The sequence below is a fragment of the Arsenophonus apicola genome (assembly GCF_020268605.1).
GTDB classification, from domain to species: Bacteria; Pseudomonadota; Gammaproteobacteria; order Enterobacterales; family Enterobacteriaceae; genus Arsenophonus; species Arsenophonus apicola.
In genome coordinates this window covers 2,538,213-2,557,601 of sequence record NZ_CP084222.1, presented here as the reverse complement: position 1 = coordinate 2,557,601, position 19,389 = coordinate 2,538,213, and the positions used below count along the sequence as shown (strand labels likewise).

The 19,389-nt window shown below is 38.5% G+C and carries 15 protein-coding genes; 10 read left to right on the top strand and 5 right to left on the bottom strand.

The genetic code is table 11. The features are described from left to right. Window positions 1-23: 23 nt before the first annotated feature. From mutH to leuA, 5 genes are all read right to left on the bottom strand, one after another. On the bottom strand, window positions 24-713 hold the full coding sequence (gene mutH / locus LDL57_RS12205; protein ID WP_180558713.1) for a DNA mismatch repair endonuclease MutH: 690 nt from the start codon (window positions 711-713) through the stop codon (window positions 24-26). Between the two features lie 720 nt (window positions 714-1,433). Next, complete coding sequence (leuD, locus tag LDL57_RS12200) at window positions 1,434-2,036, bottom strand: 3-isopropylmalate dehydratase small subunit (protein ID WP_180558714.1); 603 nt, start codon at window positions 2,034-2,036, stop codon at window positions 1,434-1,436. Between the two features lie 10 nt (window positions 2,037-2,046). Next, the gene (gene leuC, locus LDL57_RS12195; protein WP_180558715.1) at window positions 2,047-3,462 is read right to left on the bottom strand and encodes a 3-isopropylmalate dehydratase large subunit; all 1,416 of its coding nucleotides are present in this window, start codon (window positions 3,460-3,462) and stop codon (window positions 2,047-2,049) included. Window positions 3,463-3,465: 3 nt separating this feature from the next. After that, window positions 3,466-4,557, bottom strand: a complete 1,092-nt coding sequence (leuB, locus tag LDL57_RS12190; RefSeq protein WP_180558716.1) for a 3-isopropylmalate dehydrogenase — start codon at window positions 4,555-4,557, stop codon at window positions 3,466-3,468. Window position 4,558: 1 nt separating this feature from the next. Further along, on the bottom strand, window positions 4,559-6,115 hold the full coding sequence (leuA, locus tag LDL57_RS12185) for a 2-isopropylmalate synthase (RefSeq protein WP_180558717.1): 1,557 nt from the start codon (window positions 6,113-6,115) through the stop codon (window positions 4,559-4,561). Window positions 6,116-7,038: 923 nt separating this feature from the next. On the opposite strand from leuA, the gene leuO reads away from it, so the two are divergent. The 10 genes from leuO to mraY all read left to right on the top strand — a co-directional run bounded on the left by leuO (window position 7,039) and on the right by mraY (window position 19,387). Further along, a complete protein-coding gene (leuO, locus tag LDL57_RS12180) occupies window positions 7,039-7,980 on the top strand; it encodes a transcriptional regulator LeuO (RefSeq protein ID WP_180558718.1) in 942 nt (313 codons plus the stop codon). Between the two features lie 351 nt (window positions 7,981-8,331). Then, window positions 8,332-10,143: an AMP-dependent synthetase/ligase gene (locus LDL57_RS12175; protein ID WP_180558837.1), complete on the top strand. Its 1,812-nt coding sequence runs from the start codon at window positions 8,332-8,334 to the stop codon at window positions 10,141-10,143. Between the two features lie 132 nt (window positions 10,144-10,275). Further along, window positions 10,276-11,283 carry a catabolite repressor/activator gene (gene cra / locus LDL57_RS12170; RefSeq protein WP_180558719.1) on the top strand — a complete coding sequence of 336 codons (1,008 nt, stop codon included), beginning with the start codon at window positions 10,276-10,278 and terminating at the stop codon, window positions 11,281-11,283. A gap of 649 nt (window positions 11,284-11,932) precedes the next feature. Beyond that, a complete protein-coding gene (gene mraZ / locus LDL57_RS12165; protein ID WP_180558720.1) occupies window positions 11,933-12,391 on the top strand; it encodes a division/cell wall cluster transcriptional repressor MraZ in 459 nt (152 codons plus the stop codon). 1 nt (window position 12,392) lies between these two features. Then, window positions 12,393-13,349 carry a 16S rRNA (cytosine(1402)-N(4))-methyltransferase RsmH gene (gene rsmH / locus LDL57_RS12160; protein WP_180558838.1) on the top strand — a complete coding sequence of 319 codons (957 nt, stop codon included), beginning with the start codon at window positions 12,393-12,395 and terminating at the stop codon, window positions 13,347-13,349. After that, complete coding sequence (gene ftsL / locus LDL57_RS12155; protein WP_180558721.1) at window positions 13,349-13,666, top strand: cell division protein FtsL; 318 nt, start codon at window positions 13,349-13,351, stop codon at window positions 13,664-13,666. Before rsmH ends, ftsL begins: the two co-directional genes overlap by 1 nt. 22 nt (window positions 13,667-13,688) lie before the next feature. Then, window positions 13,689-15,458, top strand: a complete 1,770-nt coding sequence (ftsI, locus tag LDL57_RS12150) for a peptidoglycan DD-transpeptidase PBP3 (protein WP_180558722.1) — start codon at window positions 13,689-13,691, stop codon at window positions 15,456-15,458. Next, window positions 15,445-16,932, top strand: a complete 1,488-nt coding sequence (gene murE, locus LDL57_RS12145; RefSeq protein WP_180558723.1) for a UDP-N-acetylmuramoyl-L-alanyl-D-glutamate--2,6-diaminopimelate ligase — start codon at window positions 15,445-15,447, stop codon at window positions 16,930-16,932. Before ftsI ends, murE begins: the two co-directional genes overlap by 14 nt. Further along, the gene (murF, locus tag LDL57_RS12140) at window positions 16,929-18,311 is read left to right on the top strand and encodes a UDP-N-acetylmuramoyl-tripeptide--D-alanyl-D-alanine ligase (RefSeq protein ID WP_180558724.1); all 1,383 of its coding nucleotides are present in this window, start codon (window positions 16,929-16,931) and stop codon (window positions 18,309-18,311) included. Before murE ends, murF begins: the two co-directional genes overlap by 4 nt. After that, entirely contained in the window at window positions 18,305-19,387 is a 1,083-nt protein-coding gene (gene mraY / locus LDL57_RS12135) for a phospho-N-acetylmuramoyl-pentapeptide-transferase (RefSeq protein WP_180558725.1), read from the top strand. The genes murF and mraY overlap by 7 nt, the downstream gene beginning before the upstream one ends. Window positions 19,388-19,389: the final 2 nt, after the last annotated feature.

Genomic DNA, 19,389 nt, shown 5'->3' with positions numbered 1-19,389 from the left:
TGGCTGCTAGCAGTGATAAGTTATTATTTATGAGTGGGCAGCTCAAAATGACGTGCTAGTATTGGAGCAGTAAAATTTTTCTTAAGATAAAATCCACGTGGTAGGGTCATTATTGGTTGCCCGTATTTACCTATCCCTGCTGTTAATGCTTTATTGTTAGCGGCTTTGGGACGAATTTGTAAAACCTGGCCATGGTGGGCGGTGATGTTTTCCACCTGACCTAACACGATCATATCCATCAGCTCTTCCCAATCTTTTTTAAGTAGTTGCTCTTCAATTGAATTTGGACTCCACAATAGTGGCGAAGCAACTCTTCGTTTTGCTAATGGGATTTGGCGTTCACCTTCAATTGGTATCCATAAAACCCGTGACAGCTTGTGACGTACATGGCTAGAAAGCCAGGTCACTCCACTATTACCGGTTAAAGGTGCCACACAAACGAAGGTTGTTTCTAATGGTTCCCCATAGCGGTTAATAGGGATGGTCTTAAGTTCAATACCAAGATGGGCAAAATCTTGTTCTGCTTTGCTGCCGGCATTTGCACCTAAACAATATTCTAATAACTGACCTACCCAACCTTTGGCGCGTCTAAGATCGTGGGGGATAGCAATACCTGCATGGTAAGCCAGTTCAGCCATTGTATAGCCCGCGAGATTTTTAGCTTTATTAAGTAAACTTTGTTCATCATCAGGAAGCTGGGGAGAAAATCGCATAAATCAGACCTGTATAAAAAATGGACAATTAAATTTGTACACACAGTGAAAATTTTAACATAGATCGAATAAATAAGAACAATGCATTGATAATCAAATCATTTTATCTAAAGTCGGCAAATTTTTTTTCTGTTAGGAGTTTAATCGAAGAGGTAATAAACAGGATCTTAGCTATAGTTATCCACAATTTTACTGGATAACTCTAATAAAAGGCCTCTACTGGTTTAATTTACAGTCTTGACAGGCTGGTTTTTGCTAAAAAGACCAGTTAGCTTGCTTAACAAAACAGCGTATCATGTGGATAAAATAGATATTGTTGGATCTTTGTTCATCCCGTTTTGGTTGTGAGCTATCCGCGCTAGTTTGCTCTCTATTTAATCGATTAAATCCATTTATCTCTATGAAAAAAAACTATTAATTTTATATTTAGATATCTATCGATTAAAAAATTCATGAAATTATACCCTGTTTACTCTTGCTTTTATCACATGGATATCCACAGAAAAGGTGAATAAATTAATAAATATAGCTCTCTATGTGGATAATTTTTCATTATTAATAGATAAATTAAATTATTTTTTAGTAAATAAAACGAAATGTAAGATTTAGTCATGCAATTTAATCGCATGATATGCCATTTTCTAAGCTTAAAATTAATTAAAATAAAAAAATTGCCAGGCTCTGCCAGCATACAGAGGCCGAGCCTGTCATTGTGAATGGTTATTGCAAAAATAGTGGTTGCTGCTCTTCATAGCGGCTAATTTCTGCTTCATGTTGTAAAGTCAGTCCAATACTATCTAAACCATTCATCAAGCAATAACGATGAAAATTATCAATAGTAAAAAAATAAGTTTTATCCTCAGTTATAACCGTTTGAGTCGTCAAATCAATAGTGAATTGACAACCTTCATGGTGTTCAACATAGTTAAATAGTTGATTAATTTCTGTTTCATTTAACTTAATGGGTAATAATTGGTTGTTAAAGGCATTGTTATAGAAAATATCGGCAAAACTCGGCGCAATAATGGCGCAAAAGCCATAATCTGTTAATGCCCAAGGCGCATGTTCGCGCGATGATCCACATCCGAAATTTTCCCGAGTTAATAAAATAGTAGCGCCTTGATAACGAGATTTGTTAAGCACAAAATCTGGATCAGGTTGTTGACCGTTATCATCCAGAAAACGCCAATCGTGGAAAAGGTGTTGACCAAAACCGACTCGAGTGACTTTTTGTAAAAATTGTTTTGGGATGATCACATCAGTATCAATATTGGCTATATCTAAAGTCGCCACTAAGCCAGTATGTTGGATAAATTTTTTCATTTACCAATTCCTATTTTGTTTGGTCATTGTTGATCTTACGCACATCGACAAAATGGCCGTAAATAGCGGCCGCTGCCGCCATAGCGGGACTGACTAAGTGGGTTCGACCACCACGCCCCTGACGCCCTTCAAAATTACGGTTACTGGTGGAGGCACAACGTTCACCAGGGGCAAGGCGATCACTATTCATTGCCAGACACATTGAACAACCTGGTAAACGCCATTCAAATCCGGCATCGATAAATATTTTGTCCAAACCTTCGTGCTCTGCTTGTGCTTTTACTGGCTCTGAACCGGGAACAACAATAGCTTGTACATTAATGGCCACTTTATTGCCTTTGGCAATAGCGGCAGCAGAACGCAAATCTTCAATACGTGAATTAGTGCAAGAACCGATAAACACTTTATCAATTTTAATGTCAGTCAATTTGCTGCCAGCTTGTAACCCCATATAATTCAATGCTTTTTCCGCGGATGCGCATTCAATCGCATCAGGTAATGAACTAGGTAAAGGTATAACATCATCAATGGCAATCACTTGCCCTGGATTGGTACCCCAAGTAACCTGAGGCGCAATTTCCGCTGCATCAATAATTTTAATGGCATCATAATTGGCATTCGGATCAGACTTTAGAGTTTTCCAATAGTTAACGGCTTGCTGCCATTGTTCTCCGGTTGGTGCAAATCGACGGCCTTTAATATAATTAAATGTTGTATCATCAGGTGCAATAATTCCCGCTTTAGCTCCCATTTCAATTGCCATATTACAGATAGTCATTCGGCCTTCCATGGTTAAGTTTTCAATTGCCTTACCGCAGAATTCAATAACATAACCCGTACCACCGGCACTACCGATTTTGCCAATCATTGCCAATACCATATCCTTTGCTGTGATGCCATTTGCTAATTCACCGATAACTTCAATTTTCATCGTTTTAGCGCGAGCTTGTTTCAAGGTTTGGGTAGCCAAGACATGCTCAACTTCCGATGTACCAATACCAAAAGCTAATGCACCAAATGCACCATGGTTTGCAGTATGGGAATCACCACAAACAATAGTCATGCCGGGTAAAGTTATGCCTTGTTCCGGCCCCATAACGTGGACAATACCTTGGAAAGGATGTTCTAAATCGTAAAGTGTGATAGCAAATTGTTGACAATTTTTTATCAAGGTTTGCATTTGAATGCCAGCCATCTCACCACTTGCATTAATATCTTTAGTTTGGGTAGAGACATTGTGATCCATGGTGGCAAAGGTTTTATTGGGTTGCCTGACTGAACGGTTATGAGCCCTCAAACCATCAAATGCTTGGGGAGAAGTAACTTCATGCAGTAGGTGGCGATCGATATAAATTAATGGTGTTTCATTTTCCGATGCATGGACAATGTGTGCATCGTACAATTTTTGATATAAAGTTCTCGCCATAATCTAAGCCTCTTGCATAATATAGCTAGCAATAATACTGCCCATTTCATCGGTACTGACAAATTGCTGATCTAATGCCAAATCCTGAGTTCGATAACCTTGTAATAAGGTTTTATTGACGGCATTTTCTATCGCATCGGCAATATGTGGTTGATGCAGGCTATAACGCAGCATGAGCGCTACTGATAAGATTTGCGCAATTGGATTAGCCACATTTTTACCGGCGATATCTGGTGCTGAGCCGCCAGCTGGTTCGTATAAGCCAAAATTTTGTTGATTTAAACTGGCAGAAGGTAACATTCCCATTGAACCGGTAATCATTGCACATTCATCGGAAATAATATCGCCAAAAATATTTGAGCAGAGCATAACATCAAATTGCGCCGGATCTTTGATCAACTGCATAGTGGCATTGTCGATATACATGTGGTTGATTTCGACATCGGGGTAAATTGTGGCAATATCATTAACCACCTCTCGCCACAAAATCGAACTTTGCAATACATTAGCTTTGTCTATTGATGTTACTTTATAGCTTCGCTTACGAGCCGCCTGAAAAGCGATATGCGCAATGCGTTCAATTTCATAGCGATGATAAATTTCGGTATCAAAGGCTTTTTCATCAATACCTGATCCGACACGTCCTTTAGGTTGACCGAAATAGATCCCTCCTGTTAATTCACGCACACAAAGAATATCAAAACCATTCGCTGCAGTGTCTGCCCGTAATGGACAAAAGTTATTTAAACTAGGATAAAGACGGGCCGGTCGTAGATTACTAAATAACTGAAAATGCTTACGTAAGGGTAACAATGCACCGCGTTCAGGCTGACTATCAGGAGGCAGGTGTTCCCATTGCGGTCCACCGACTGAACCAAAGAGTATTGCATCTGCTTGTTGGCAACCTGAAAGTGTTTCAGCTGGCAATGGTTGGCCATAGTGGTCAATAGCAATTCCACCAACATCATATTCATGGGTTACGATAGCCAAATTAAACTGTTGGCCGATAGCAGCTAACACCTTATAGGCTTGTGCCATAACTTCCGGGCCAATACCATCACCTGGTAAAACAGCAACATTATAATTACTAGCCATTTTATTGAGTTACCTCTGTATTGCAGTGATTTTTTTGTTTTTTGACTAATTCTGCTCGCCAGATATTATTTAACACGTGGATCATTGCCATGGCGGATGATCCAATAATATCGGTTTCTAATCCGATACCATGAAAACGTCGGCCAAAACATTCAGCCACGATATCAACTTGACCTAACGCTTCATTACCTTGACCTTTAGCGGATAACTGGTAGGAAATTAGTTGAATAGAATAATTTGCTATTTTATTAATTGCCTGATAAATCGCATCAACTGGGCCATTGCCTGTTGCTGCGTCAGATTTTTCCTGATCTCCACAGATTATTTTTATCGTGGCAGTGGCAACCAGATTTGAGCCTGATTGGATACTAAAATAGGCTAAACGGAAAAATTCAGGCTCTTGTTGTTGTTGATTAATAAAAGCTAAAGCTTCCAAGTCATAGTCGAAGATCTGACCTTTTTTATCTGCTAAGCGCAAAAATGCTGCATATAACTGTTCTAAATTGTAATCTGTATCTTGATATCCCATTTCGGTCATGCGATGCATTACCGCAGCTCGGCCTGAACGAGACGTCAGATTTAATTGTGTCTCTTTTAAACCAATTGCTGCTGGTGTCATAATTTCGTAAGTTTCTCGATTCTTAAGTACACCATCTTGATGGATACCTGAAGAATGTGAAAAAGCATTACTGCCGACGATCGCTTTATTAGCAGGAATAGGGGCATTGCATAACTTGCTGACTAATTGGCTGGTACGATAAATTTCTTTATGATTAATGTTTGTCGTGACGGCTAACGTTTTTTGGCGCACTTTAATTGCCATAATAATTTCTTCTAAGGCACAGTTGCCAGCGCGTTCTCCTAAACCATTAATCGTTCCTTCTACTTGTCGAGCTCCGGCTTGAATTGCAGTGAGAGAATTGGCTACCGACATACCTAAATCATCATGACAGTGGACAGAAATAATGGCTTTATCGATGTTTGGTACCCGATTAAAAAGATCTTTAATAATATTGCCAAATTGACAAGGGATAGTATAACCAACAGTATCAGGGATATTAATCGTTGTGGCACCTGCATCGATCGCCATTTCCACGATCCGGCATAAATCATCAGCATCAGTGCGGCCGGCATCTTCACAGGAAAATTCTATATCATCTGTATAGCGCTTGGCATGCTTAATTGAGTGGTTAGCGAGGGCTAAAATATCATTAAAAGAACGCTTTAATTTATGTTCAATATGCAATGACGACGTTGCTAAAAAAAGATGTAACCGGAAACTATTAGCAACTTTTAATGCTTCAGCGGCAATATCAATGTCGTTATCAACACAACGTGCCAAACCACATATACGGCTATTTTTAATTTCTTTGGCGATGGCTTGAACAGATTTAAAATCTCCTGGTGAAGAGACAGGAAAGCCAGCCTCAATAACATCAACGCCTAAACGTTCCAGAGCATAAGCAATTTGTAGTTTTTCTTTGATGCTTAAACTTGCTTGTAAAGCTTGTTCGCCATCACGTAATGTTGTATCAAAGATAATAATATTATTGCTCATACTGTTTGTTCCTATATCGGATTCTTGGTTGTGATCGGTTTTTTTGTTAGTAAGTTTATAGAAAGAGCTATTTAGTAAGATTGCGAGCATAAAAAAACCCGCGCTTCTGCGCGGGTTTTTTTATGTGGGTAGATATTAATAACTTCGTTCACCCATAAGCATACCGCGCACAGAAAATGCGAGAAGTAGCAGGCTTAGTAGGTGAATAAAAAAAGACATAAAATATTGACCTTATTAATATCAAAAATATCATCATATTTTTTATAAATACCTTATCTTTATCATTATGTCAATATTAAAATAAAAATTGATTTTGTTAATATAAAGAATGTTTTTACTAGGATACATGGCTAATTTTTATATTTTTAACACTGTTTTTATCTATTCTTTTAATTCAAAAAACTGATAAAATTTAGCTAAAAATTAATTTAGTTGCATTTAATTTATTTCAATAATGTTTCTTAATTGTAAAATGTAAAATTAGTTTAATAAAAATATATTAGGAAGTGTTTGTTATAAAAATGAGTAAAGGAAATATTGAATAAGCAATAATTTATTCTGTGATGAATCTGATAATTTGTAATGAATAATAAGAATTGAATAATTTTATTATGAATTCTACCATGCTTTGTTTTATCATCTAATTGAAGGATTAATAGATGGATATTTAATTTTATTATTTATTGATTATGTGAATATTGAAGGATAATAATTTTATAATTAGGGCTTTGGTAGAAATGATTTTTAAACTGATCCGTTAATGTTAAGGCATGGAAGCTAAAATCATTTAAAAAGTTAAATGGTTCGCTTAATTTATTTTAATGAATTTAAGAATAAAACAATATACCTAAGTTAATAATTAATTAGGTTAATTTTTTATTTTTATTTATTAAATATACATATATATCAAGTAGGGTAAAATAATGACTGACTACAACACAGTTTCAGCAACGAAAAAAGAGCCAAGCGATATTCATTTGCGAAATGTTGATTCAAATTTATTAACGGTTTTTGATGTAGTTATGCAGATGCAGAATGTTACCCGTGCAGCACAGATTTTAGGAATGTCACAGCCTGCTGTTAGTAATGCAGTATCGCGTTTGAAAGTGATGTTCAATGATGAGCTTTTTGTTCGTTATGGCCGAGGTATTCAGCCGACTTCACGTGCTAAGCAACTATTTGGTCCCGTTAGACAGGCATTACAACTAGTACATAACGAATTACCGGGTGCAGGATTTGAGCCAGAGCAGAGTGAACGGGTATTTAAATTATCAATATGTAGTCCACTAGATATTCGTTTAGCGGCTAGTATCGTTGCACGAGTTAAGCAAAATGCACCAAATATTGACGTAATTATTCAATCATACCTTGATGATAATATTGCCCATCAATTGAAATATCAAGAAACAGAATTTGTTATCAGCTATAACGAATTTGATAAACCTGAATATCATCACCATCCATTATTTAATGATGAATTAGTTTTAGCAGTGTCTAATAATCATCCCAATATTAAAAATACAATCTCTGATGATATATTACAGGGTGAAAAACATGCGGTTGTCTCCATGGATAATATGGGTTCTTTTAGTAAACCTTATTATCATAATAGCGATCTTTTTCATTCTATTATTTACCAAGGAACAGATTTAAATAGCGTATTAAATATTGTTTCTCAAACTCATTTTGTCGCTATTGCACCAAAATGGCTTGTTGAATATTATTCAAGTCAGTTAAATTTAAGATCAGTTGAATTACCCTGGGAAAAAACGACACGTCCCTGTTATTTGATTTGGCATGAATCTACAACTCGAGACAAAGGACATAAGTGGATGAAAACGCAATTAGGGCAACTGAGTAACTAATCAATAGCGCACTTTTTCGTATAATCAGCAAAGAAAGTGGACAGGAACAGATAATAAAGTTTGCATTAAAGATAGCTTGTAAATTATTCTATTACAATTATCAAATTGATATATAAAATATTTTTCTTTTATAAAAGCACTTTTATGCCAAGTCATTGTTACGTTAGTATGGATTTGGCGTGAACGTGTTTTTTAATTCCATTAAAGCCTCTTTTTTTATCTAACAATTATGTATAATGCCACTATTAGCTAACAACTGTACGCTGAAATTATTTTTTATAACTTTAGCCTACATGACCTGTTGCCATTAAATAATTATATTTGGTAAATAAAAGTTCACTAAGGGAAGATATTTTGACTAGTGAGAATTTGCATTCTTATCATTTAGTTAACCAGTTTCAACAAAAGATTAATTCGCCGACTTTGGCTAACCGAGTTGCTTTTAGGCAATGGTCAGCAACTCATCAAAGCCAATTAACGTGGCAAGAAATTGGACAAAAAACAGAATCTATTTCTTTAGCATTACTTGAATTAGGTGTGAATATACAAGAAAATGTCGCTATTTTCGCCGATAATAGTATGAATTGGTCTTTAACTGATCTGGCTATTTTACAAATCCGCGCCGTGACAGTGCCTCTCTATTCAACCAGTAATGTCAATCAGGCTGCTTATATCTTAAATGATGCTAATATTCGCATCCTATTTGTTGGCGATCAGCTTCAATATGATATAGCTAAATCGCTATTTAAATTATGCCCTAAATTGACTAACATCATTGTTTTTAATGAAGATATTGATATTTCTGCTTGCCCAAAAGCTTATCCTCTATCGGTATTAATGCAGAACTCTTCATCCCAATTTTTGACCCAATTGAAACAACGAATTGCACAACATCAATTAAGTGATTTATTTACATTAATTTATACTTCCGGCACAACAGGTGAACCGAAAGGGGTGATGCTTGATTATGCTAATATGGCAGCTCAACTTTATTTACATGATGAGCGTTTAACATTAACTGAGTCAGATATTTCACTCTGTTTTTTACCGCTTTCTCATGTTTTTGAGCGAGCGTGGAGTTTTTATGTTATGCATATTGGCGCACAAAACATCTATTTAACCGATGCCCACAGTGTTAGAGAAGCTATGGTTGCGGTAAAACCTACAGTAATGTGCGCAGTGCCCCGTTTCTATGAAAAAGTTTATGCTGCCATAAATCAGAAAGTTTCCAAAGCATCTTGGCTACGTAGACAGCTTTTCAATTGGGCGCTTCGTCAAGGTAAACGTCAAGTAGCTCTGGTTCAACAAGGAAAAAAAGGCGGTTGGTTACATCGTTTTTTTTATCGTAATGCAGATAAATGGGTATTAACTAAATTAAAAATGATTTTAGGTGGCCGATTGTGTTTTTTACCTGCCGCAGGGGCTCATCTTGATGATGAGGTTATTCGTTTCTTTTTAGCTGCCGGGATTAATATCAAATATGGCTATGGTATGACTGAAACCTGTGCAACGATTTCTTGTTGGGAAGAGAAAAATTATTGCTTAGGCTCGATTGGTACACCATTATCTGATATTCAGGTGCGTATTGGGCAGGAAAATGAGATCCAGGTTAAAGGGCCCATTGTGATGAGGGGCTATTTCAATAAACCAACTGAAACAGCACAGGCTTTCACCCACGATGGTTGGTTCAAAACGGGAGATGCGGGTAGGCTTGATGCAGTCGGCAACTTGTTTATTACCGAACGGTTAAAGGATTTAATGAAAACCTCTAATGGTAAATATATTGCTCCACAACTGATTGAAGGTGCATTATGTCAAGATCGTTTTATTGAACATATTGCAGTAATCGCAGATGCGCGTAAATTTGTTTCCGCACTGATTGTTCCTTGTTTTGATTCACTGGAAGAGTATGCTCATTCAATTAATTTGAAATATCACTGTCGATTAGAACTATTACGTAATAGTCGCATTGTTGAACTTTTTGATTTACGTCTGAAAGAAATGCAAAAGAATTTTGCTAATTTTCATCAAGTAAAACGTTTTACTCTGTTACCTATTGGTTTTTCTATGGAAAATGGTGAGTTAACCCCAACCTTAAAATTAAGGAGTAAAGTCATCGCTCAACGATATCAGCGTGAAATTGAATCCATGTATCAAGACTAAATTCTGCGAGTTTTTTCATGGTGGAAAAAGCAAATTTTGCGGTGAAAATATCTCTTCAGCAAGTTAAAATAGAACAACTTTTATTGTCTCAAGTTTTTGGGACTTTTTCTGTTTGCAAAAGGGGTCATCAACGTGAAATTGGATGAAATTGCCCGTCTGGCCGGCGTTTCCCGTACAACCGCCAGTTATGTTATCAATGGCAAAGCTAAACAGTATCGAGTCAGTGATAAGACGGTTGAAAGAGTGATGTCTGTTGTTAAGGAACATAACTATTATCCAAATGCGGTCGCTGCTGGACTGCGAGCTGGCCGTACCCATTCAATTGGCCTGGTGATCCCGGATTTAGAAAATAGCAGTTATACTCGGATTGCCAATTATCTTGAACGTAAAGCACGTCAATGCGGTTATCAGTTACTTATTGCCTGCTCTGAAGATCAACCAGATAACGAAACTCAGTGTATAGAGCACTTATTGAAGCGTCAGGTGGATGCAATCATTGTTTCAACCGCTTTAGCACCGGAACATCCGTTTTATCAACGCTGGGCTAATCGTTCATTACCCATTATTGCTTTAGATCGCGCATTAGAACCGCAGCATTTTATTAGTGTGGTTGGCGATGATTTACAAGATGCCAAAATGTTAGCAACTGAATTACATAAATTTCCGGTAAAAAAAGTTCTCTATTTAGGGGCATTACCTGAGCTTTCTGTTAGCTTATTACGTGAACAGGGATTTAGAGAATCTTGGCAAGATAAATCCAATTCAGTCAAGTATTTATATGCTAGCAGTTATGAACGTCATGCTGCTGAAGAAATTTTTGCGCAGTGGCTAGATCATAATGAAATGCCGGAAGCATTTTTTACAACATCATTTTCTCTGTTACAGGGAGTAATGGACGTGATGTTAAAGCGTGATGGACGATTAGCAAGTGATATTGTGATTGCAACTTTTGGTGATAATGAATTGTTAGATTTTTTTACCTGTCCAGTATTATCGGTTGTGCAACGTCACCAAGTTATTGCTGATAAAGTAATAGAGCTGGTATTAGCGAGCTTAAGTGAAAATGAGAAGCCTGGCATTGGTATAACACGTATCCAGCGTGATTTATGTCGAAGAGGTAGCTTAAGCCGTACAATTTAACTTAAGTTGAAAATATCTAATAAAATTTTAAAAATGCACTATTCAAATTGTGTATTTTTAAAAAATTTATAAATAAATAACCACAAATGGTAATAATTCAGACAATTCTTAATAAAATTGTTTCGAATATTAAGATTTACACATAAAATAGTCACCGACAGATATAGAATATTTTTCTATTTAACGTATAGATTTTATACGATTAGCGATATAAAAAATTACTGTATATTTATCAGTATGTGTAATATACTGATAAATAATGTAAATTTTAAAATTTTGCGGCAAATAATTTTTGGGAAGTTTGATTAATTGTTATTTATATGGATAAAGTGTTATCTGAAGGTTGATTTAAAATAAAGCATTGGTTGTGTATTTTAGTTTTTATTTCTTTTTTTGCGAAATAAATAAGTTTCGACAGTGAATATAAGTATAAAAAATCAATTTATGCAATTTTATCATAATGTTAATTGTTTTTAATTTTTTACTCGTCAGAAAACCCACCCAATCATTTTCCAACATTATTCTGTAAATAAAACTAAAGCACAGTGGCTCTTGCTTGACAAGATTTTCATACCCTTCGTAAACTCTATAGTAAGTGGGAAATTGTGGTGTAATGTGGTGATTTTTGTAATATAAGGGTTGAAGAGATATGTTTCGTGGCGCAACACTCGTCAATCTCGACAGCAAAGGGCGATTAACCGTGCCCACGCGCTATCGCGGTATGCTGAACGAGGAGTCGGAAGGGCAGATGGTGTTTACTATCGACCTTCATCAGCCATGCCTATTACTTTATACATTACCTGAATGGGAAATTATCGAAAAAAAACTGTCACAACTTTCTACGATGAATCCGGTTGAACGCCGTGTTCAGCGTTTATTACTTGGACACGCTAGTGAATGCCAGATGGATAGTGCAGGTCGTCTTTTGCTCGCTAATACCCTGCGTCAACAGGCAGGGCTCAAAAAGGCAGTCATGCTGGTTGGCCAAATTAATAAATTTGAGTTATGGGATGAGCAGACTTGGTATCAGCAAATACAGGCAGATATTGAAGCTGAGCAGAGCGCAAATGAACCATTATCAACGCGGCTACAGGATCTATCTCTTTAATATGGCAGACAGTCGATTTAAACATATCAGTGTGCTTCTTGATGAAGCAGTCAATGGATTGAATATAAAAGCAAATGGCATTTATGTTGACGGTACATTTGGCCGGGGAGGGCACTCTCAATTAATTCTCTCTCGGTTAGGTAGTGAAGGGCGTTTGATAGCGTTAGATCGTGATCCCGATGCAGTGGCAGCCGCTGAAAAAATGATTACTGATAACAGATTTTCAATTAAACATGGTTCTTTTTCTCAGTTGCAAACATTTATTGTAGAAGAGGGATTAGTGGGCAAGATTGATGGCGTATTGCTTGATTTAGGTGTTTCATCACCGCAATTAGATGATCCAGAGCGAGGTTTTTCTTTTATGCGTGATGGACCATTAGATATGCGAATGGATCCGACAACAGGTCAATCTGCTGCACAATGGTTGATGAAGGCGGAAGAATCAGATATAGCCTGGGTATTGAAAACTTATGGTGAAGAAAGATTTGCCAAAAGAATTGCAAAAGCGATTGTGGCTCGCAACCATCATTCAGCAGAGGAACCATTAACACGGACAAAACAACTGGCAGAATTGATAGCGCAAGTTAGTCCCTTTAAGGAAAAACATAAGCATCCAGCAACACGATCGTTCCAGGCAATTCGCATATATATCAATAGCGAATTGGAAGAAATAGCAAAAGCGCTAGAGGATTCATTAAATATATTGGCACCACAGGGACGGCTATCGATAATTAGTTTTCACTCATTGGAAGATAGGCTGGTTAAGCGTTTTATCCGAGAGCATAGCAGAGGACCAAAAGTCCCAGTCGGATTACCATTAACCGATGTGCAATTAAAAGCGATTGGTAAACCGATATTGAAGGTACTAGGCAAAATGAAACCGACAGCAAGAGAAGTTATCGAAAACCCACGAGCAAGAAGCTCAGTTGTGCGTTTTGCTGAAATGTTGGAACGATAATGACAGCGGAAAAATATAGCTTAATTAGGATCATTGCTTATGATATTTTTCGGCACGGAGCTGTCCCATTGATTCTATTGATAGTGATTATTGTATCAGCAATTTCAATTGTTACCGTCAGTCACCAAACACGGTTATTAACGGCACAAAAGGATTTGATGACAGAAGAAAAAGAATCTTTAGATATAGAATGGCGCAATTTGATTTTGGAAGAGAACTCATTAGGAAATCATAGTCGAGTTGAGCGCCTTTCGGTAGAAAAGCTACAAATGATCCATGTAGATCCGACGCAAGAACATATTGTGATTGCAAAATAGCTTTAGTAGATAGGTAAACAACATGAAGCCTGCGCGCTCAGTGAAGTATAGACGACGGTACGAAGAAAAAGTCAGCTATGTCAGCTGGCGCTTCTTGCTATTGTGCGCGGGTATAGGATTAGCATTAATTGGTCTGATTGTTCGTGTTACTTATTTGCAAGTTATTAATCAGGAAGAGCTGGTTAGAGAAGGTGATATGCGTTCGCTTCGCGTTCAGAAAGTGACGGCTGCACGCGGCATGATAAGTGATCGTGAGGGACGCCAACTGGCAGTAAGTGTTCCGGTTTATGCTATTTGGGCTGATCCGAAAATAATTTATGAAAATGGTGGATTAACCAATGATGAACGTTGGCAAGCATTAGCGGATGAGTTAAGGATACCGCTAGAACAAGTCAACCATAAACTTAGTCTTAACGCTAACAGTCGGTTTGTCTATTTAGCTCGTCAAGTGAATCCATCGGTTGGTGAATATATTGGCAAATTAAAAATAGCAGGTATTTATCTGCGTAAAGAGTCGCGTCGTTATTATCCTTCGGGTCCAGTAGCTGCTCATTTAATTGGGGTGACAGATATTGATGGGCAGGGAATTGAAGGGATTGAAAAAAGCTTTAACTATCTGCTAACGGGAGCGCCAGGCGAAAGGATAGTACGTAAAGATCGTTATGGGCGCGTTATCGAAGATATTTCTTCCATTGATAAACAAGTTGCTCACGACTTGGTATTAAGTATTGATGAACGCATACAGTCGTTGGTTTATCGAGAATTAACGCACAGTGTAATGGAAAATAAAGCTGAGTCAGGTACTGCTATTTTGGTAGATGTTCACACGGGTGAGGTTTTGGCGATGGCCAATAGTCCATCCTATAACCCGAATAATCTTGCTGGTACCCCAACTGAAGTTATGCGTAACCGAGCGATCACCGATGTATTTGAACCCGGCTCAACGGTCAAACCAATGGTGATTGTCAGTGCTTTAAATAATGGAATTATTAAAGCCAATAGTGTGTTAAATACTCAACCCTATATGATAAGTGGTCATGAAATTAAAGATGTAGCAAGGTATAGTGAATTATCAGTTACCGGTATTTTACAAAAATCAAGTAATGTGGGTGTTTCAAAGTTAGCATTAGCCATGCCTGCGGATGAGCTGGTGGATGTTTATGCCCGCTTTGGCTTAGGTAAACCAACAAATTTAGGATTAATTGGGGAAAGTAGTGGCATCTTTCCTAATAAAAAAACGCGGTGGTCTGAATTTGAAAGGGCCACCTTTTCTTTTGGTTATGGGTTAATGGTCACTCCATTACAGTTAGCGCGAGTTTATGCAACAATTGGTAGTTTTGGTATTTTTCGTCCGCTATCAATTACAAAAGTTGATCCGCCGGTATCAGGTGCTCGTATTTTTCCTGAGGGGATTATGCGGACAGTGGTTCACATGATGGAAAGTGTCGCATTGCCTGGTGGTGGTGGTGTCCGCGCCGCAGTGAAGGGTTATCGAATAGCAATTAAGACTGGTACAGCAAAAAAAGTTGGCAATGATGGTCACTATATTAATCAATATATTGCTTATACGGCTGGAGTGGCACCAGCAAGTAACCCTCGCTATGCCCTGGTTGTGATTATCAATGAGCCCACAGCCGGTAAATATTACGGAGGTGCTGTTTCTGCACCCGTATTTGGAACCATTATGGGCGGCGTTTTACGTTTAATGAATGTAGAGCCTGATGCATTGACCTCAGATGATAATGAATTAGTAATCAACAAGATAAAAGAGGATACAGGTGGCAGATCGTAATCTACGCGATTTACTTGCACCACTGGGTGTTAACGCGCCAGATAAGGTGCTACGAGAAATGACGCTTGATAGCCGTAAGGTAGCGGCAGGAGACCTATTTTTAGCAGTTAAAGGCCATCAAACAGATGGACGGCAATATATTTCTCAAGCGATAGCGCAAGGTGTCGCCGCAATCATTGCTGAAGCACAAGGAGAAACAGAAGCTGGAACGATTCGATATCTGCATGGTGTTCCAGTCATTTATATTAATGAACTGAATAAGCAATTATCACTGTTAGCAGGCGAATTTTATCAACATCCAGCCACAAAGTTGCGATTGATTGGTGTAACAGGAACCAATGGTAAAACAACCACAACTCAGCTTATTGCTCAGTGGGCAAAAGGGCTGGGCGAAGTCAGTGCTGTAATGGGCACGGTGGGTAACGGAATGTTAGGACAGATTGTACCTAGTGAAAACACCACCGGCTCAGCGGTTGATATTCAGGCTGAATTGCAGTTGTTGGTTGATAAGCAGGCTACTTTAGTTGCGATGGAAGTCTCCTCACATGGTTTAGTGCAAAGTCGTGTTGCCGCTATTCCTTTTACCGCTGCTGTATTTACTAATTTAAGTCGTGATCACCTTGATTATCATGGTGATATGCAAAATTATGCAGCGGCAAAATGGTTATTATTTTCAACCCATAAATCTGATAAACAGATTATCAATGTGGATGATGATACGGGTTTGCAGTGGCTTGAAAGATTGCCACAGGCATGTGCTGTTTCGATGGAGAAGCGTATACCTACTGATTGGCAAGGGTCTTGGGTATTAGTAGAACAGGTTGAGTATCATGATAGTGGGGCGACTATTCATTTTAATTCAACTTGGGGAAAAGGATCGCTAGAAAGCCCATTAATGGGGGCTTTTAATGTCAATAATGTCATGCTGGCCATGGCGACACTGTTAATGATGGGATATCCATTTAATGCGGTAATAAAATCATCGCATGCCTTACAACCAGTTTGTGGGCGAATGGAAGTCTTCACTTCACCAGGACGGCCAACTGTTGTGGTCGATTATGCTCATACTCCTGATGCGCTCGAAAAAGCATTAAGTGCGCTCCGTCTTCATTGTCGTGGCAGACTTTGGTGTGTATTTGGTTGTGGTGGTGATCGCGACAAGGGTAAACGTGCATTGATGGGGAGTGTGGCTGAACAGTATGCTGATATTGTGGTAGTAACCGATGATAATCCACGTAGTGAAGAGCCAAAAGCCATCATTAATGATATTTTAAGCGGTTTTCTTGACGCTGGGCGGGCAATGCCGATTGTCGGGCGAGTGGAAGCAGTTACTAGTGCCATTATGCAGGCAAATGCTGATGATGTCATATTAATCGCCGGTAAAGGGCATGAAGATTATCAAATTATTGGTGATCGTCGGCTCGATTATTCCGATCGCTTGACGGTAGCACGGTTATTGGGGGTGATGGCATGATCCCTATTTCATTGAAGCATTTGGCTACTGTGACACAAGGTGCCCTGCAGCAAATAAATGATCGACAGGCAGCCAGTTTGTGGCTTAATGCGGTAACAACAAATAGTCGTCAGCGACCCATTGATGGTCTGTTTATTGCTTTAAAGGGTGAGCATTTTGATGGTCATCATTTTGCTAAAGAGGCTACTGAGGCGGGTGCTAGCGCATTATTAGTTGAGCGGCCATTACCTATTCATTGTCCGCAAGTTGTTGTTGAAGATACGCGCTTAGCAATGGGAAAGTTAGCCGCTTGGGTTCGATCGCATAGTAAAGCTAAGGTTATTGGGCTAACGGGTTCTTCTGGCAAAACCTCGGTTAAAGAGATGGTGGCCGCCATTCTCTCTCAATGCGGCGGGACACTTTTTACTGAAGGTAATTTGAATAATGATATTGGTGTGCCCTTAACGTTATTTCGTTTGACGGCAGAGCACCAGTATGCAGTGATTGAAATGGGAGCCAATCATATTGGTGAAATTGCCTATACAACTAATATGGTTAGACCGGATAGCGTATTAGTCAATAATTTATTTGCTGCCCATCTTGAAGGTTTTGGTTCACTTGCCGGTGTTGCTATAGCAAAGGGCGAGATTTTTCAGGGATTAGCAGAACAAGGAACAGCGGTTATTAATTTGGCTAGCCATGATTGGAAAAATTGGCAATCGTATTTTAAGCAACAACAAACCATTTGGCGTTTTTCGCTAACAAAACAGCAACAGGCTGATTTTTATGCGGAAAATATTACCACCAAATCAACAGGTAGCGAATTTGAGCTGCATACACCAACTGGTGTGATCTCAATATTTTTACCCTTGCCAGGTACACATAATATTGCCAATGCATTAGCGGCGAGCGCGTTAGCAATGTCAGTGGGGGCAACGCTTAAGCAGGTTAGTCTTGGTTTGGCACATGTTCGGCCAGTAACAGGGCGTTTATATCCGATTCATCTAGCGCCCGGTAAACTTATTTTAGATGACACTTACAATGCTAATACCGGCTCTATGATTGCTGCCGCCGATGTTTTATCCCAAATGCCCGGCTACCGTATTTTGGTTGTTGGTGATATGGGGGAATTAGGCGATAAGACTGAAAAATGTCATCAGGAGGTCGGTGAGGCGACTCGCCAAATGAAACTTGATCGAGTGTTAAGTGTCGGTCAACAAAGTGTCATTATTAGCCAGCACAGCGGTTGTGGTGAGCATTTTGCTACTAAAAAAGAGTTAATTGCGAAACTGATCCCATTAATAAAAGAACACGAAACCGTATCAGTTTTAGTTAAAGGTTCGCGCAGTACAGCAATGGAAGAAGTTGTACACGCCTTACAGGAGTGCTTTTTATGTTAGTCTGGTTAGCCGAATATTTAGTTAAATATTTTTCTGGCTTTAATCTTTTCTCCTATTTGACATTTCGGGCTATTACCAGTTTGTTAACGGCTTTGGTGATTGCGTTATGGATGGGACCTCATTTGATTTCCTTTTTGCAAAAATTGCAAATAGGTCAAGTTGTACGTGATGAAGGTCCCGAATCGCATTTTAGTAAACGCGGCACACCTACCATGGGAGGTGTGTTGATTTTATCTTCTATTGTAATTTCAGTCATGTTATGGGCGCGATTAAATAATCCCTATGTTTGGTGCGTATTAGTCGTTTTGTTGGGATATGGTGTTATTGGCTTTATTGATGATTATCGTAAAGTGGTGCGTAAAAATTCCCGAGGATTGATCGCTCGTTGGAAATATTTCTGGCAATCCGTGTTGGCTTTGGGTGTCGCATTTGCTTTATATAGCATCGGTAAGGATACGGCAGTCACTCAATTGGTTGTACCCTTTTTTAAAGATGTCATGCCACAACTTGGCCTGTTTTATATTTTACTGACTTATTTTGTGATTGTCGGCACAAGTAATGCAGTTAATTTAACTGATGGATTAGACGGTTTAGCTATTATGCCAACGGTTTTTATTTCGGCCGGCTTTGCACTAGTGGCTTGGGCTACGGGTAATTTTAATTTTGCTAACTATTTAAAAATTCCTTATATCAACCATGCAGGTGAATTAGTCGTGGTTTGTACGACAATTGTGGGTGCCGGTTTGGGATTTTTATGGTTTAACACCTATCCTGCGCAAGTTTTTATGGGGGATGTTGGCTCGTTGGCATTAGGTGGTGCATTGGGGACAATAGCAGTTTTACTAAGGCAAGAATTTTTATTATTGATTATGGGTGGTGTGTTTGTCGTTGAAACTTTATCGGTAATTTTACAAGTAGGATCATTTAAACTGCGTGGGCAACGCATTTTTCGCATGGCACCGATCCATCATCATTACGAATTAAAAGGCTGGCCTGAACCCCGAGTTATTGTGCGTTTTTGGATCATCTCATTAATGTTGGTATTGATTGGGTTAGTAACATTAAAGGTACGTTAATA